The sequence below is a fragment of the Murinocardiopsis flavida genome (genome assembly GCF_003014485.1).
Classification (GTDB): Bacteria; Actinomycetota; Actinomycetes; order Streptosporangiales; family Streptosporangiaceae; genus Murinocardiopsis; species Murinocardiopsis flavida.
In genome coordinates this window covers 226,362-241,464 of the sequence record NZ_PYGA01000003.1, presented here as the reverse complement: position 1 = coordinate 241,464, position 15,103 = coordinate 226,362, and the positions used below count along the sequence as shown (strand labels likewise).

13 protein-coding genes are annotated in these 15,103 nt (G+C 70.8%); 9 read left to right on the top strand and 4 right to left on the bottom strand.

The window, feature by feature from the left end; genetic code table 11:
- The first annotated feature begins 212 nt into the window (after window positions 1–212).
- The 5 genes from dnaK to clpB all read left to right on the top strand — a co-directional run bounded on the left by dnaK (window position 213) and on the right by clpB (window position 7,250).
- Window positions 213–2,075, top strand: coding sequence for a molecular chaperone DnaK (dnaK, locus tag CLV63_RS06215; protein ID WP_106581915.1), 1,863 nt, complete (start codon window positions 213–215; stop codon window positions 2,073–2,075).
- Between the two features lie 31 nt (window positions 2,076–2,106).
- Complete coding sequence (gene grpE, locus CLV63_RS06210) at window positions 2,107–2,865, top strand: nucleotide exchange factor GrpE (RefSeq protein WP_106581914.1); 759 nt, start codon at window positions 2,107–2,109, stop codon at window positions 2,863–2,865.
- 133 nt (window positions 2,866–2,998) lie between these two features.
- On the top strand, window positions 2,999–4,162 hold the full coding sequence (gene dnaJ / locus CLV63_RS06205; RefSeq protein ID WP_106581913.1) for a molecular chaperone DnaJ: 1,164 nt from the start codon (window positions 2,999–3,001) through the stop codon (window positions 4,160–4,162).
- A 7-nt stretch (window positions 4,163–4,169) separates the two neighbouring features.
- Window positions 4,170–4,586: a heat shock protein transcriptional repressor HspR gene (locus tag CLV63_RS06200; RefSeq protein ID WP_106581912.1), complete on the top strand. Its 417-nt coding sequence runs from the start codon at window positions 4,170–4,172 to the stop codon at window positions 4,584–4,586.
- Window positions 4,587–4,634: 48 nt separating this feature from the next.
- Complete coding sequence (gene clpB, locus CLV63_RS06195; protein WP_106581911.1) at window positions 4,635–7,250, top strand: ATP-dependent chaperone ClpB; 2,616 nt, start codon at window positions 4,635–4,637, stop codon at window positions 7,248–7,250.
- Between the two features lie 72 nt (window positions 7,251–7,322).
- Here clpB and CLV63_RS06190 read toward each other — a convergent pair whose 3' ends face one another.
- Both CLV63_RS06190 and CLV63_RS06185 read right to left on the bottom strand, forming a co-directional pair.
- On the bottom strand, window positions 7,323–8,117 hold the full coding sequence (locus CLV63_RS06190) for an ABC transporter ATP-binding protein (protein ID WP_106582099.1): 795 nt from the start codon (window positions 8,115–8,117) through the stop codon (window positions 7,323–7,325).
- Window positions 8,118–8,130: 13 nt separating this feature from the next.
- Entirely contained in the window at window positions 8,131–9,042 is a 912-nt protein-coding gene (locus CLV63_RS06185; protein ID WP_106581910.1) for an ABC transporter permease, read from the bottom strand.
- Window positions 9,043–9,232: 190 nt separating this feature from the next.
- Between CLV63_RS06185 and CLV63_RS06180 the strand changes: the two genes are divergently transcribed.
- The 3 genes from CLV63_RS06180 (at window position 9,233) to CLV63_RS06170 (ending at window position 12,251) form a co-directional block, all read left to right on the top strand.
- The gene (locus CLV63_RS06180; protein ID WP_106581909.1) at window positions 9,233–9,889 is read left to right on the top strand and encodes a TetR/AcrR family transcriptional regulator; all 657 of its coding nucleotides are present in this window, start codon (window positions 9,233–9,235) and stop codon (window positions 9,887–9,889) included.
- A gap of 131 nt (window positions 9,890–10,020) precedes the next feature.
- Window positions 10,021–11,844 (top strand): acyl-CoA dehydrogenase, encoded by a 1,824-nt coding sequence (locus CLV63_RS06175; protein WP_106581908.1) that lies wholly within the window; start codon window positions 10,021–10,023, stop codon window positions 11,842–11,844.
- Window positions 11,845–12,035: 191 nt separating this feature from the next.
- On the top strand, window positions 12,036–12,251 hold the full coding sequence (locus CLV63_RS06170) for a DUF6458 family protein (RefSeq protein ID WP_106581907.1): 216 nt from the start codon (window positions 12,036–12,038) through the stop codon (window positions 12,249–12,251).
- 133 nt (window positions 12,252–12,384) lie between these two features.
- Here the strand turns inward: CLV63_RS06170 and CLV63_RS06165 are convergent, their stop codons facing one another.
- Together CLV63_RS06165 and CLV63_RS06160 are read right to left on the bottom strand one after the other, a co-directional pair.
- Entirely contained in the window at window positions 12,385–13,707 is a 1,323-nt protein-coding gene (locus CLV63_RS06165; RefSeq protein ID WP_245928603.1) for an MFS transporter, read from the bottom strand.
- On the bottom strand, window positions 13,704–14,372 hold the full coding sequence (locus CLV63_RS06160; protein ID WP_106581906.1) for a GntR family transcriptional regulator: 669 nt from the start codon (window positions 14,370–14,372) through the stop codon (window positions 13,704–13,706). Before CLV63_RS06160 ends, CLV63_RS06165 begins: the two co-directional genes overlap by 4 nt.
- Window positions 14,373–14,611: 239 nt before the next feature.
- On the opposite strand from CLV63_RS06160, the gene CLV63_RS06155 reads away from it, so the two are divergent.
- A complete protein-coding gene (locus CLV63_RS06155) occupies window positions 14,612–15,061 on the top strand; it encodes a hypothetical protein (RefSeq protein ID WP_245928602.1) in 450 nt (149 codons plus the stop codon).
- Window positions 15,062–15,103 lie beyond the last annotated feature (42 nt).

Sequence of the window (15,103 nt, the reverse complement as noted above, 5' to 3'; positions counted from 1 at the left end):
CTAAGGGACGGGTCAATGCTTCCCCCGAGATCACCCCCGATTCGCGGAAATCCGGGCAACGCCCCTCGCCCACCGGGAACAACGCCTGCGATCCTTTCGTTATCGGAGAGTGTCAGCAGCATTGAGTCGGGTCGACTCAAGTGATTTGACAGAACAGCGGACCCGAAGCAATATTGCGCGTGAACGACTCAACCTTGACGGAGGACTAACTCATGGCACGTGCGGTCGGTATCGACCTGGGGACCACCAACTCGGTCGTCACGGTCCTGGAGGGCGGCGAGCCCGCGGTCATCGCCAACGCCGAGGGCGCGCGGACCACCCCGTCCGTCGTCGCCTTCGCCAAGAACGGCGAGGTGCTCGTCGGCGAGGTCGCCAAGCGCCAGGCCGTCACCAACGTCGACCGGACCATCCGGTCGGTCAAGCGTCACATCGGTCTCGACTGGAAGACCGAGATCGACGGCAAGACCTTCAACCCGCAGCAGATCAGCGCCTTCGTGCTCCAGAAGCTCAAGCGCGACGCAGAGGCCTACCTCGGCGAAGAGGTCACCGACGCCGTCATCACGGTGCCGGCCTACTTCAGCGACGCCCAGCGCCAGGCCACCAAGGAGGCCGGGACGATCGCCGGGATGAACGTCCTGCGCATCATCAACGAGCCCACCTCCGCCGCGCTCGCCTACCACCTGGAGAAAGAGGGCGAGGCGACCATCCTCGTCTACGACCTCGGTGGCGGCACCTTCGACGTCTCCCTGCTCGAAGTCGGCGACGGCGTGGTCGAGGTCAAGGCCACCAACGGCGACAACCACCTCGGCGGCGACGACTGGGACCAGGCCGTCGTCGACTGGCTGGTGGAGCGCTTCAAGAACAGCAACGGCGTCGACCTCGCCAAGGACAAGATGGCGCTCCAGCGCCTGCGCGAGGCCGCCGAGAAGGCCAAGATCGAGCTGTCGAGCTCCAGCGAGTCGGCCATCAACCTGCCCTACATCACGGCATCGGCCGAGGGCCCGCTGCACCTCGACGAGAAGCTCAGCCGCGCCGAGTTCCAGCGCCTGACCTCCTCGCTGCTGGAGCGCACCAAGGCGCCGTTCCAGCAGGTCATCAAGGACGCCAGCATCGGCGTCGACAAGATCGACCACGTCGTCATGGTGGGCGGCTCGACCCGCATGCCCGCGGTGGTCGACCTGGTCAAGGAGCTCACCGGCGGCAAGGAGCCCAACAAGGGCGTCAACCCCGACGAGGTCGTTGCCATCGGCGCCGCGCTCCAGGCCGGCGTGCTCAAGGGCGAGGTCAAGGACGTCCTGCTGCTCGACGTCACCCCGCTGTCGCTGGGCATCGAGACCAAGGGCGGCGTGTTCACCAAGCTCATCGACAAGAACACGACCATCCCGACCAAGCGGTCCGAGACCTTCACCACGGCCGACGACAACCAGCCGTCCGTGCAGATCCAGGTCTACCAGGGCGAGCGCGAGATCGCGCAGTACAACAAGAAACTCGGCGTCTTCGACCTCACCGGTCTGCCGCCGTCGCCGCGCGGGGTCCCGCAGATCGAGGTCACCTTCGACATCGACGCCAACGGCATCGTGAACGTCACGGCCAAGGACCTCGGCACCGGCAAGGAGCAGTCGGTGACCATCTCCGGCGGCTCGGCCATGAGCAAGGACGACATCGACAAGATGGTCCGCGACGCCGAGCAGTACGCCGAGGAGGACCGCAAGCGCCGCGAAGAGGCCGAGGTCCGCAACAACGCCGAGTCCCTCGTCTACCAGACCGAGAAGGTCATCCAGGACAACGACGAAAAGATCCCGGCCGACGTCAAGACCGAGACCCAGGACGCCGTCGGCGAGCTCAAGGCCGCCCTTGAGGGCACCGACATCGAGGCCATCCGCTCGGCGAGCGAGAAGGTCGCGCTGGCGAGCCAGAAGATCGGCTCCGCCATCTACGGCCAGGCCGGCGACGCCGCGGGCGGCGCGGGTGCCCAGCCCGGACCCGACGACACCGCCGGTGCGCAGGCCGACGACGACGTGGTCGACGCCGAGATCGTCGACGACGAGAACGGCAAGCGCGACGGCCAGTCCTGAGCCGGTTGACTGAGGCGAGGAGGCAGAGCGCATGCCGGAGAACGAGAACGGCGAGTCGAAGGAGGGGCCGGTGATCCGCGACAAGCGGCGGGTCGACCCCGAGACCGGCGAGCTGCGCCAGGACGCCCAAGCGGCGCCCGAGGCGGCGGCCGAGGACGCCGGCGGTCCCGGCGCGGCCGCCGACCCCGACACCGGGGAGCTCGCCGAGGCGCTGACCCAGCTCAACGAGCGGACCAGCGACCTCAAGCGGCTCCAGGCCGAGTACGCCAACTACCGCAAGCGGGTCGACCGCGACCGGGTGGCTGTACGCGAGCAGGCGGTCGGGCAGGTCCTCAGCGAGCTGCTCCCCGTGCTCGACGACATCGGCCGGGCGCGGGAGCACGGCGAGCTCAACGGCGGGTTCAAGTCCGTCGGCGAGTCGCTGGAGGCCGTCGTCACGAAGCTGGGGCTGAAGCGGTACGCCGACAAGGGCGACCTCTTCGACCCCAACGTGCACGAGGCCCTCACGATGATGCCCACTCCCGGAGTGGAGGCGTCGACCGTCATCGAGGTCTTCCAGCCGGGCTACCAGATCGGCGAGCGGGTGATCCGCCCGGCCCGCGTGGTCGTCAGCGCACCGGCCGACGACGACCCCGCCGAGGACGTCGCCGCCGGCGCCGAGGACGTCGCGGACGCACCGGCCGGCGAGCCGGGTCCCGCCGAAGGCGCGGCCGACACCGCGCCCCCGGCGTCCGAGGCCGCCGAGCCCCGGGCGGCCGAGCCGCCCGGCCCGGCGGAGCAGGACAGGTAGCGGCAGTCCGGGCCCCGGGCGCGCCCATACCGCGCCCGGGGCCCTCCACAGGTACGCGGGACACCTGGCGGGGTAACCCGTATGCACGACCCGCTGACGAGACCGAGCGCGAACCGGGAGAAGGCATCCGTCGATGAGCACCAAGGACTACCTGGAGAAGGACTACTACAAGGTCCTCGGAGTCTCGAAGACGGCCGCCCAGGACGAGATCAAGTCGTCCTACCGCAAACTCGCGCGCAAGTACCACCCCGACGCCAACACCTCCGACCCCGGCGCCGAGGACCGCTTCAAGGAGATCTCCGAGGCGTACAACGTCCTCTCCGACGAGAAGCGGCGCAAGGAGTACGACGACGCCCGTTCGCTGTTCGGCGGGTCCTACCGGCCCGGCGGCGGCACCGGCGCGGGCGGCTTCGACCTCGGCGACCTGTTCGGGCACAGTGGCGGGCAGACCGGCACCGCCGGGGGCGGCGAGCGGCTCAGCGACCTGTTCGGGGGGCTGTTCGGCAGCCGCGGCGGGCGCGGCACCACCACCGCGCGGCGCGGCGCCGACGTCGAGACCGAGACCACCCTGAACTTCACCCAGGCGGCGAACGGCGTCACCCAGTCGTTCCACCTCACCAGCGACGCCGCCTGCCCCACGTGCCGCGGCACCGGGGCCAAGGCCGGCAGCACCCCGCGCGTCTGCCCCAAGTGCTCCGGCACCGGGCACGAGAACAAGAACCTCGGCGGCTTCTCACTGTCGGAGCCGTGCACCGAGTGCAAGGGGCGCGGGCTCGTCGTCGACGACCCCTGCGCCACCTGCCAGGGCAGTGGGCGCGGCAAGAGCACGCGCACGATCCAGGCGCGGATCCCGGCCGGCGTCAGCGACGGCCAGCGGATCCGGCTGAAGGGCAAGGGGGCACCCGGCGAACGGGGCGGCCCCGCCGGCGACCTCTTTGTGGTGGTACATGTGCAGCCGCACCCCCTGTTCGGCAAGTCGGGCGACAACCTCACCATCACCGTCCCGGTGACCTTCCCCGAGGCGACGCTGGGCGCCGACGTCCGCGTCCCGACCCTGAACGGGACGCCGATCACCGTGAAGATCCCGCCGGGCACCCCCAACGGGCGCACGCTGCGGGTCCGCGGCAAGGGGTCGCAGCGCCGCGACGGGACGCTCGGCGACCTGCTGGTCACCGTCGAGGTCGACGTCCCGCGGAACCTGAGCGGCGAGGCGCGCGAGGCGCTGGAGAAGTTCCGCGCGGCGACCTCCGACCACGACCCGCGCAGCGACCTGAATGCACGGGCGAAGGGAATGTGAGGATCCGATGACCACCCCGGCCTTCGGCGAGGACACCCCGGTCTACGTCATCTCCGTTGCGGCCGAACTGTCCGGGCTGCACCCGCAGACCCTGCGCCAGTACGACCGGCTCGGGCTGGTCTCGCCGGGGCGTGCGACCGGGCGCGGCCGGCGCTACTCGCTGCGCGACATCCACATGTTGCGCGAGGTCCAGCGCCTCTCCCAGGAGGAGGGCATCAACCTCGCCGGCATCAAGCGCATCCTCGAACTCCAGCGCGAGGTCCACGACCTGCGCGACCAGGTCTTCCACCTGCACAACGAACTTTCGGCCGCGCGCAGCGCGGTCAGCCGCCGCATGTCGGGGACGTCCCACGGCGGTGAGCTGCTGCCGGTCCGCAGCACCCGGGTCACGATCTTCCGCAGTACCAACCCTCCCGAGCAGTAGACCGGTGGCGGCACGGCCACCACGATGAACCGAGCCTGAGGGGGGCACATGGACTACAAGTTCACCCGCAAGAGCCAGGAGGCGCTCACCGCCGCGATGCGCCGCGCCACCAGCGGCGGCAGCCCGCAGGTCGAGCCCGTGCACCTGCTCGCCGCGCTGCTCGCGCAGAGCGAGGGCATCATCCGCCCCCTGCTCAAGGAGGTGGGGGTCGCCCCGGAGGCCGTCGACCGGGCGGTCGAGGAGGCGCTCGCCGCGCTGCCCAAGGTGTCGGGGACGGCCGCAGCCGCCCCGTCGAGCGCGCGCCAGCTCGTCATGTCGCTGAACACCGCGGCGCAGCGCGCCAAGCAGATGGAGGACGAGTACGTCTCGACCGAGCACCTGCTGGTGGGCCTGGCCGCCGACGGCGGCGCGGCCGCCACGATCCTGAACGAGGCCGGCGCCACCCCCAAGGCGCTGCTCGACGCGTTCGAGCGGGTGCGCGGGCACGGCAAGGTCACCTCGGAGAACCCCGAGGAGACCTACCAGTCGCTGGAGAAGTACGGCGTCGACCTCACCGACGCCGCGCGCGACGGCCGCCTCGACCCGGTGATCGGCCGCGACTCCGAGATCCGCCGCGTCATCCAGGTCCTGTCGCGGCGCACCAAGAACAACCCCGTCCTCATCGGCGAGCCCGGCGTGGGCAAGACCGCCGTCGTCGAGGGCCTGGCCCAGCGGATCGTTGCGGGCGACGTGCCCGAGTCGCTGCGCGGCAAGCGGCTGATCGCGCTCGACCTGTCGGCGATGGTCGCCGGCGCCAAGTACCGGGGCGAGTTCGAGGAGCGCCTCAAGGCGGTGCTCACCGAGATCAAGGAGAGTGACGGCCAGGTCGTCACCTTCATCGACGAGCTGCACACCATGGTCGGCGCCGGCGCCGCCGAGGGCGCCATGGACGCCGGCAACATGCTCAAGCCCATGCTGGCGCGCGGCGAGCTGCGCATGGTGGGCGCCACGACCCTCGACGAGTACCGCGAGCGCATCGAGAAGGACTCCGCTCTGGAGCGGCGCTTCCAGCAGGTCCTCGTCGGCGAGCCGTCCGCGGCCGACACCATCGCGATCCTGCGCGGCCTCAAGGGGCGCTACGAGGCGCACCACAAGGTGCAGATCGCCGACGCCGCGCTGGTCGCCGCCGCCACGCTGTCCGACCGCTACATCACCGCGCGGTTCCTGCCCGACAAGGCCATCGACCTCATCGACGAGGCGGCGTCGCGGCTCCGCATGGAGATCGACTCCCGCCCGGTGCAGATCGACGAGCTCCAGCGCGCCGTCGACCGGCTGAAGATGGAGGAGATGGCGCTCTCCAAGGAGTCCGACCCCGCCAGCGTGCAGCGCCTGGAGCGGCTGCGCGCCGACCTCGCCGACAAGCAGGAGCAGCTCACCGGCCTGGTCGCGCGCTGGGAACAGGAGAAGGCCGGGCTGAACCGGGTCGGCGAGCTCAAGGAGCGCCTGGACGAGCTGCGCACCACCGCCGAGCGCGCGCAGCGCGACGGCGACTTCGCGGCGGCGTCCCGGCTGATGTACGGCGAGATCCCGCAGCTGGAGATCCAGCTGGAGGAGGCGTCCTCCGCCGAGGAGGCCGCCGACGCCCCCGAGCCCACCATGGTCAAGGAGGAGGTGGGCGCCGACGACGTCGCCGATGTCGTGTCGTCGTGGACCGGCATCCCCGTCGGCCGCCTGATGGAGGGCGAGACCGCCAAGCTGCTGCGCATGGAGGACGAGCTCGGCCGCAGGCTCATCGGGCAGGGCCGCGCCGTCACCGCGGTGTCCGACGCCGTGCGGCGCGCCCGCGCCGGGATCTCCGATCCCGACCGCCCCACCGGTTCGTTCCTGTTCCTCGGGCCCACCGGTGTCGGCAAGACCGAGCTCGCCAAGGCCCTCGCCGAGTTCCTGTTCGACGACGAGCGCGCGATCGTGCGCATCGACATGAGCGAGTACTCGGAGAAGCACACGGTCTCGCGGCTGGTCGGCGCGCCGCCCGGGTACGTGGGCTACGAGGAGGGCGGCCAGCTCACCGAGGCGGTCCGCCGCCGGCCCTACACCGTGGTGCTGCTGGACGAGGTGGAGAAGGCGCACATCGAGGTCTTCGACACGCTGCTCCAGGTGCTCGACGACGGCCGGCTCACCGACGGCCAGGGCCGGATCGTCGACTTCCGCAACACGCTGCTGATCCTCACGTCGAACCTCGGTTCGCAGTTCCTGGTCGACTCGTCGCTGGAGAACGCCGACCGGCACGCCCGGGTCATGCAGGTGGTGCGCAACACCTTCAAGCCGGAGTTCCTGAACCGCCTGGACGACGTCATCATGTTCGACGCGCTGTCCACCGAGGAGCTCACCCGCATCGTCGACCTCCAGGTCGACAAGTTGGCCGAGCGGCTGGCCGACCGCAGGCTGCACCTGGAGGTCACCCCCGCGGCGCGGGAGTGGCTGGCGCTCACGGGCTTCGACCCGGTCTACGGCGCGCGCCCGCTGCGGCGGCTGGTGCAGGCCGCCATCGGCGACCCGCTCGCCAAGGCGCTGCTGTCGGGCGAGTTCACCGAGGGCAGCGCGGTAGTGGTCGACCTGGACGAGAGCGCCGACGCTCTCAGCGTCCGGCCGCGCGCCCCGGAGCCGTCGGCGCTCACCGCCTGACCGGCCCCGCGGCACGCGGCGGGCGCGGACCCCGGGGTCCGCGCCCGCCGCGCCGCGTGCCTGCTTTCGGCGCTACTTCTTGGTGAACGCCTCGTACTCCTTGATGACGTCGTCGGTGGGGCCGTCCATGCGCAGCTCGCCGCTCTCCAGCCACAGCACCCGGTCGCAGGTGTCCCTGATGGACTTGTTGTTGTGGCTGACCAGGAACACCGTGCCGGCGTCCTTGCGGAGTTCGCGGATGCGCTCCTCGGAGCGCTTCTGGAAGCGGCGGTCGCCGGTCGCGAGCGCCTCGTCGATCATCATCACGTCGTGCTTCTTCGCCGCGGCGATGGAGAAGCGCAGCCGGGCCGCCATACCGGAGGAGTAGGTGCGCATCGGCAGCGAGATGAAGTCGCCCTTGTCGTTGATGCCGGAGAACTCGACGATCCCGTCGTAGCGCTCCCGGATCTCCTCGGGGGTCATGCCCATGGCGAGCCCGCCGAGGACGACGTTGCGCTCGCCGGTGAGGTCGTTCATGAGGGCGGCGTTGACGCCCAGCAGCGACGGCTGGCCGTCGCTGTAGACCTTGCCGCGCTCGGGCGGGATGAGGCCGGCGATGGTGCGCAGCATGGTCGATTTGCCGGAGCCGTTGGAGCCGATCAGCCCGATGGCCTCGCCGCGGTAGGCGGTGAAGCTGACGCCCTTGATGGCGTGCACCGTGCGGACGTTCGGCGACGGCTTGCGGGAGATGATCCGGCGCAGCGCCGCCGGTGCGCCGCCCTTGCCGCTGCCGGCGGTGTGCACCCGGTAGACGATGTGGACGTCGTCGGCGATGACCGTGGGCCTGGTGTCGCCGCGCACCGTGTCGGCGCCGGTGCTCCGCTGGATCTCGGTCTCGGTCTCAGTCACGGCCGTACTGCTCCTCAGCCTTCCAGAAGTACAGGAATCCGCCGATGCCGGCGACGAGCGCCCACCCCAGTGCGAGGGCCCACACGTGCGGGGGCAGCTGCGCGGAGGTGAAGCTGTCGATGAGCGCGAAGCGCATCAGGTCGATGTAGATGGCGGCCGGGTTGAGGTCGAGCAGCAGCTTGATGGCGAACGGGGCGTCCTGGGCCATGATGGCGATGCTGTACATCACCCCCGACGCGTACATCCACGTGCGCAGCACGAACGGCAGGAGCTGTGCGAGGTCGGTGACCTTGCTGCCGAGCCGGGCCACGATCAGCGCGAGTCCGGCGTTGAAGACCGCCTGGAGGAACAGCGCGGGGATCGCGAGCAGCCACGACCACGACGGCACCTGCCCCATGATCATCACGATGGCCAGCAGCACGCCCATCGACATGAGCAGCTGGCGCACCTGCACCAGGGTGAACGCCAGCGGCAGCGCGGCCCGCGGGAAGTGCAGTGCGCGGATGAGGCCGCGGTTGCCGGCGATCGCCTTCACCCCGGCGAGCACGGAGGTCTGGGTGAACGTGAAGATGAACACCCCGGTGACGAGGAACGGGATGTAGTCGGGCACACCGCGGCTGGTCCCGAGGAGCAGCCCGAAGATCAGGTAGTACACCAGCGCGTTCAGCAGTGGTGTGGCGACCTGCCAGAGCTGGCCCAGGCGGGCCTGGGTGTAGCGCGACTGGCTCTTGGCGCGTGCGAACTCGTTGATGAAGAACCGGTGCCGCCACAATTGGCGGATGTACTGGACCAGGGTGGGGCGCGCGCCGCTCACCTTCAGTCCGTACCGTGCCGCGATCTCCGCCGCGCTGGGCTGCGAGTCCGGTGCGGGGGCCGGTGCGCCGTCCACGACTTGTCTGCTCACTTCAGAGGCTCTCTGCCGGAAAAGGAGAATGGGGGAGGAACCGGGGCGGTCTGACCGCAACCGTTCGGGCCCTGCGGCCGACTACGGGCGGGTCGCCGGTACGCGGCCCGCAGTGTCGTGTCGCCGTGTGCCAAAGTAGGCCACCTAACGTCAGAACGCAACCGTTTCGTCGTCACGGTACTATGCTCGCATGGCACCCTCCGAAAAGTCGGCCGAACCGCGGCGGCAGGCACGTCGCCGCGCTCCGGCCGGTGCGGCCCTCCAGCGGGAGGACGTCACCGAGGCCATCCGCGCCGCGGTGTTCACCGAGCTCGCCAGGGTGGGCTACGGCCGCATGTCCATCGAGGCGGTCGCCCGCCGCGCCGGGGTCGGCAAGACGGCGGTGTACCGGCGCTGGCGCTCCAAACTGCACATGGTCATCGACCTGGTCTCGGCCATCGCGACCAACGTCACACTGGCCCCCGACACCGGCAGCCTGCGCGGCGACGTCCGCGACGTGCTCGACGCGGCGGCCCAGGCGCTGCGCCACCCGCTGGCCTCGCAGATCGTTCCCGACCTGCTCGCCGAGGCGGCCCGCAATCCCGAGATCGCCGTGACCTTGGAGTCGGCGCTGCGGCACGCCCAGCAGAGCACGAGCACCGCCATGATCGGCAACGCTATCGCGCGCGGCGAACTTCCCGGCGACACGGACGCGGATCTCGCCTTCGACATGGTCATCGGCCCGCTCTACTGGCGCATGGCCGTCACCCGCGCCGCACTGCCGCCGGGCCATCTCGACCGGCTCACCGACGCCGTGGTCCGCGGCCTGACCTCGGCCCGCGCCGCCGACACCGGCACCGCCCTGTAGTCCCAGCGGCCCCGACTCTGGCGAAACTACCGTACTGAGTAGTAACATAAACTTGTTACCAGTCGGTATCACTGCCCTGCCAACAGATCGCGTGTGCACACACCGCGGCGAGGACTACAGCGGAGCGCGCCATGACGCACTACAAGAGCAACCTCCGTGACCTCGAATTCAACCTCTTCGAGGTCTTCAGGCGCCAGGACGTGCTGGGGACCGGGCCATTCGAGGAGCTGGACGAGGACACGGCTCGCACCATTCTCACCGAGGTCGACCGCCTCGCCTCCGGGGTCGTCGCGGAGTCGTTCGCCGAGGCCGACCGCAACCCGCCGGTGTTCGACGCGAAGACGCACAGCGTGGCCATGCCCGAGGGCTTCAAGCGCTCCTACCACGCGTACATGGACGCCGGCTGGTACAACCTCGACCTGCCCACCCACCTGGGCGGCATCGGCGCCCCCCGGTCCCTCGTCTGGGCGGCCTCCGAGATGGTCCTCGGCGCCAACCCGGCCCTGCACATGTACTCCGGCGGCCCCGGGTTCGCCAGCATCCTGTGGCACGAGGGCAACGACGCGCAGAAGCACTTCGCCGAGCTCGCCATCGAGCGCGGCTGGGGCGCCACCATGGTCCTCACCGAGCCCGACGCCGGCTCCGATGTCGGCGCCGGCCGCACCAAGGCCGTCCGGCAGGACGACGGCACCTGGCACATCGAGGGCGTGAAGCGGTTCATCACCTCAGCCGAGCACGACATGGCCGAGAACATCTTCCACCTCGTGCTCGCCCGCCCCGAGGGCGCCAAGTCGGGCACCAAGGGCCTCTCGCTGTTCCTCGTGCCGAAGTTCCTGGTGAACGAGGACGACTCCCTCGGTGAGCGCAACGGCGCCCACGTCACCAACGTCGAGCACAAGATGGGCCTCAAGGCGTCCACCACCTGCGAACTCACCTTCGGCGCCGACCACCCGGCCATCGGCTACCTGGTGGGCGACCGGCACGACGGCATCCGGCAGATGTTCCTCGTCATCGAGTACGCCCGGATGATGGTCGGCACCAAGGCCATCGCCACGCTGTCGACCGGCTACCTCAACGCGCTGGCCTACGCCAAGGAGCGGGTGCAGGGCGCCGACCTCACCCAGATGACCGACAAGTCCGCGCCCCGGGTCACCATCACCCACCACCCCGACGTGCGGCGCAGCCTCATGACCCAGAAGGCGTACGCCGAGGGCCTGCGCGCGCTGGTCGTCTACACGGCCAGCCAGCAGGACGCGGTGCAGATCGCCGAGCACGAGGGCGCCGACCACAGCGATGTCGAGGCGCTCAACGACCTCCTGCTCCCGCTGGTCAAGGGTGTGGGCTCCGAGCGCTCCTACGCGCTGCTCGCGGAGTCGCTGCAAACCCTGGGCGGCTCCGGGTACCTCCAGGACTACCCGATCGAGCAGTACATCCGCGACGCCAAGATCGACACCCTCTACGAGGGGACCACCGCGATCCAGGCGCAGGACCTGTTCTTCCGCAAGATCGTGCGCAACAACGGCCAGGCGTTCGGCGCGCTCATGGGCGAGATCAAGGAGTTCGCCGGGAGCGAGGCCGGCAACGGCCGGCTGAAGGAGGAGCGCGCCGCCCTCACCGACGCCGTCGCCGACGTGGAGCGGATCGTCGAGGTCATGGTCGGCCACGCCATGGCGTCCGCCGAGGACCCCCAGTCGCTGTACAAGGTCGGGCTGAACAGCACGCGGCTGCTGCTGGGCCTCGGCGACGTGGTGCTCGGCTGGCTGCTGCTGCGCCAGGCCGAGGTCGCGCTGGCGCGGGTCGACGGCGCGGGCGCCGCCGACACCGACTTCTACACCGGCAAGATCGCCGCCGCGCGGTTCTTCGCCGACCAGGTGCTGCCGAAACTGGCGGCCGAGCGGCGCATCGCCGAGCGGGTCACCCTGGACATCATGGAGCTGCCCGAGTCGGCCTTCTGACGCCCCTGCGCCCCGTTCGGCGGGCGGGACCCCCGTTTCGGCGGTCCCGCCCGCCGTCGTGGTCATACCGCCGCCAAGACACCCCCGTTTTTCGGTAATGTGCCCCGAACGAGCGGGTAAGAGCAGCGAGTAAGAGCGAAGAAGTGTCCGATTGATTTCCGTCCGGCTGAAGTGATCGCGGAGGTAGGCACATGGGCATCGGGCTCGGGATTTTTCTGGTGGTCATCGGGGCCGTGCTCAGGTTCGGCATCACCGCCGACATCCAGGGCATCGACCTCGCCGCCATCGGCATGATCCTGATGGCGGCCGGCGCCGCGGTCGTGGTACTGACGCTGCTCCTCATGGTGCTGCGCAGCAACAAGGAGAACGAGGAGCGGCTCCCCGGAGGCAACGACCACCGGCTCTGATCCCCGGCGCCCCGCCGCGGCCGCGCGCCGTGCGGCCGGGTGCGTTCCGGCCGCCCCCAAATGACCCGCCGCGCCCCCTGCCGTACGGCAGGGGGCGCTCACGCGGCGCCCGGGGCGGTCAGCGGGGCACGGCTCAGCGGGGCCGTCGCAGCACCAGGACGAGCAGGGCGCACGTCGCCGCGAGCATCATCGCGGTCATCGGCAGGAAGGCGAGCTGGAAGTCGGTCATCCCGCGCGGCTCCGGAGCGGTCTCCAGGATCGCCCCTGCGAGCACGGTGCCGATCAGGGTCACGCTGAATCCCGACATGTTCACCAGGCCCGACGCCACCCCGGTGCGATGCGCCGGCATGCCGTCGCGCGCGAAGTCGAAGGACAGCGCCGGCGCGACCACCGCACCCGTGGCGCTCACCGCGAGCACGGCCACCACCACTCCCGCGGGGGCGCCGCCCGGCCACAGCGTGAGCAGCAGCCAGCCCAGGGTGAGCACCGGCGCGAACACCGCGGCGAACGGGAAGCGGATGCCCGGCCACCGGCCGGCGAGGGCGCCCAGCAGCGGCGACATCCACAACGTGCCGGCGCCGAGGACGGTCAGCAGCAGCGCCGCCGTGCCGGGGCCCAGCCCCATGCCCTCGACGAGGAACGGGTAGCCCCACAGCAGCGCGAGCATCGTGTAGGGCGACATCGCGACGGCGTGGTAGGCCATGCCGACCCGCGGCCCGCGCGTGCGCAGCGCCTCCATGATGCTCGCCGCCACCGAGATCCGCGGGTGGCCGGTCGCAGCGGGCGTCCCCGCGGGCCGGTCGCGGACGACCAGCACGACCAGCAGGGTCATGAGCACCGTGAGCGCGCCCGCGCCGAGGAACGCCGGGGTCCAGCCCACGCGCTCCAGCGCGGCCGACAGCGGCGCGACGCTGGCGATCTGCCCGAGCCCGCCGGTGACGCCCGTGAGGGCGCTCACGAGCGCGTAGCGGGAGCGGGGGAACCACAGTGCGGCGAGGCGGATGACGTTCAGGAAGGTGAGCGCGTCGCCGAGCCCGATGAACAGCCGCCCCGCGATCGCGACCGGCGCGTTGGGGGCGACGGCGAACAGCACCACGCCGAACGCCATGGCGGCCATGCCCATGAGCAGTGAGCGCCGCGGGCCGATCCGGTCGGCCAACAGTCCCGCGGGGACCTGGAGGGCCACGTAGACCACGAGCTGGAGCATGGGCAGGACGGCGAGCAGCGCCGGGCCGACGCCGAACCGCTCCTGGGCCTCCAGCGCGGCGACGCCGAGCCCGTTGCGGTGGAACATGGCGAGGAAGTAGACGGCGACGCCGACTCCCCACACCAGCCAGGCCCGGCCGCCGCCCGCGGGCCCGGCGGGGTGGGTGGGACGAGGGGACGTCCTATCAGCGGAGGACTCGGGGCGTGCGGGCGCGCCGTTGGCGCGCTCGCCGTCTGCGCGCAGGCTCACGGGCGGCCGCCGATGGACGCCGCCGCGTGGTCGAGGTGGGTCCGCACCGCTGCGGCGGCGTCCTCGGCGACGCCGCGCCGGACGGCGTCGAGGATCGCCGCGTGCTCGGCGATGTTGCGCCGCATCAGGTCGGCGTCGCGGGACCCGGCCCGCATCATGCGGTACTGGCGGTCGCGCAGCGATTCGTAGAGGGCGTTGAGGATGTCGTTGCCCGCCGCGGCGACGATCGTCCGGTGGAACTCCCTGTCGGCGTGGACGAAGGCGGTGGTGTCGCCGGCCGCCAGACCGTCCTCCATGGCCTCCAGGAGGCCCGTGAGGCGCCCGGCGAGGGCCGCGCGCCCGGCGAGGTCCCCCGCCGCCGCGCGCTCGACCGTGTAGCCCTCGACGAGCCGGCGGGTCTCGATGACGTCGTCGACCTCCTGCCGGGACACGGGGACGATGAGCGCGCCGCGCTTCGGGTAGAGCCGCACGAGGCCCTCGGCCTGCAAGCGGAGGAGGGCCTCGCGCACAGGGGTGCGCGACACCCCTACGTCGGCGGCGATGTCGCCCTCGCTGACGATGGCGCCGCCTTCGTAGCGGCGGCCGAGGATGGCGTCCTTGGTGTGCGTGTAGGCCCGGTCGGTCGCTGAGGCCTTAGGGGCGGCACTGGGGGCACTTAAATTCATGTTGTATCTATGCTAGATCCCCGCAGGTGGACCACTGCATGGCAAACCGCCCGATTCATGTGTGATGACCGACATCAAACTGACTCGCCCCTTAGGGGGAAAATCCTGCTAGCATCCGGACTCGTAAACATAACCGCGAGGTAACGCCCCACGCCCCACCTCGTTGCCTCAACGTTCCTCGTGCAGGAACCGCAGGTCGCAGCCCTCACCGGCTGCGGTGCCCCACGATGGAGATGTTCTTGAGTCATCCTCGCCTGAACAACCCCCGTGCCTCGCGCGTCAAATCGGCCGAGGCGGCACGCGTCAAGCGACCGCCGCGTCACGCCTTCAACGCCGAACGCGCCATCGAGGCCCTTTGGGAGAAGCTGACCCACCCGGCGGCGGCCCCCATCCACCGGGGCGGCTGCTCGGCCGTTGCCATGATGTCGGTGCGCCACGGCATCAACATCTGGTGCCGGAACAACCAGTTCATCTGGAACGACATCTTCGGCAGCACCTTCACGCACCCCGCGGCCGACCCCGAGGGCGCAGCGGCCGAGATCATGCGGCCCTTCACCCCGGCGCCCCCCGCGCCGGCCGCGACCCAGGCGAGCTGCTGCGACCTGCTCATGTCGCCGCCCGAGGGAGTCGCCTCGCTGCCCGCGCGGGCCCCCGCCGCGCCCGGTGTCCTCAGCCTCAGTTTCGCCTGAGCCCTCCCCCACCGCGCGCCCCGGCGGGGCGGCCCCTCCCGG